The sequence below is a fragment of the Wolbachia endosymbiont of Tuta absoluta genome, assembly GCF_059414725.1.
This window is the reverse complement of record NZ_JBNRJY010000706.1, coordinates 1-967: the sequence shown is the minus strand read 5'-3', so window position 1 is coordinate 967 and position 967 is coordinate 1. Positions and strand designations below refer to the sequence as shown.

General features: G+C 34.5%; 2 protein-coding genes. One reads left to right on the top strand and one right to left on the bottom strand.

The genetic code is table 11. The features are described 5' to 3' along the window. Positions 1 to 30: 30 nt before the first annotated feature. Complete coding sequence (locus ACJ5GX_RS07545; protein ID WP_495292869.1) at positions 31 to 747, bottom strand: hypothetical protein; 717 nt, start codon at positions 745 to 747, stop codon at positions 31 to 33. A gap of 16 nt (positions 748 to 763) precedes the next feature. On the opposite strand from ACJ5GX_RS07545, the gene ACJ5GX_RS07540 reads away from it, so the two are divergent. Next, positions 764 to 967: hypothetical protein (locus ACJ5GX_RS07540; protein WP_495292868.1), on the top strand; the 204-nt coding region annotated here is incomplete at its 3' end.

Genomic DNA, 967 nt, shown 5'->3' with positions numbered 1-967 from the left:
TAGTGTAGAAAAAATTAGACAAATTCAGCCTTATATAGAACCAAATTCAACGAAAGTAGAATTATCCTCATTTTCATAATAATAAGGATTTGCTTCTTGCGTATTATTAACAGCAGTTTTTAATAGTACTTCCTTATCACTATCCCATGCAACTTTCTCCATAATTGCATTATAATCTTTACACTTTTTATCATTTCCACAGTCCCTGATTTTACCATTAAGCTTTAGATAAGGCTTTAATGAATTATAGTGTACTTGAGTATTATTGCCCTCTTTATCTATCATATTCCCTGCGTTATTAACAATTATCAATGGTGCAACTTGTTTCGCTTTCACAATATTTGCTCCACCGGGGTCTTTGATGAGATCAGGACATGATTCTCTAGAAAAAAAATTCTTGTTTAATTCTTTATTATCATAATCAGTGCCAAACTGGCAGAAACTCTTAACCTTCTCGTCCTGACAAGCTAACTCTAGTGGACTATCAATACATTTAAGACATTTCGTATTACTAAAGTTGGCTGCTGAACTAATATTATCAGTAAAGGCAAATTTAAAATTTACTGCACCATAAACACCCTCTGATCCCTTTTCTATATATGGCACAATTTTAGAATTACTATACATCTCAGGATAGAGTTCTTTTAATAAATCAGATGTATTAAAACCTTGACAACCTATCTTATTATTCGATTTATACAAAGTAGCCTTAGGCCCACAAATTCCTGGCAGGCTAAGATCGATCACCAGTTTAGCCTCTCATTTGAATTCAGATGTTTTTGCATCAGGTTCTTATGATGACCACATAAGATTATGGAAGATATTGGAAGGTTATAGAAATGTAGTGCCTCTGTTTAGCATAGAGGTGACTGGGTTTGTAAACTGTATGCAGTTCAGTAGTGATGGTCTTCAGTTGTATTCTGCTGTGGGCCAGGAGCACAAGTCAGGCCGCTGGTTCAGATTAGCA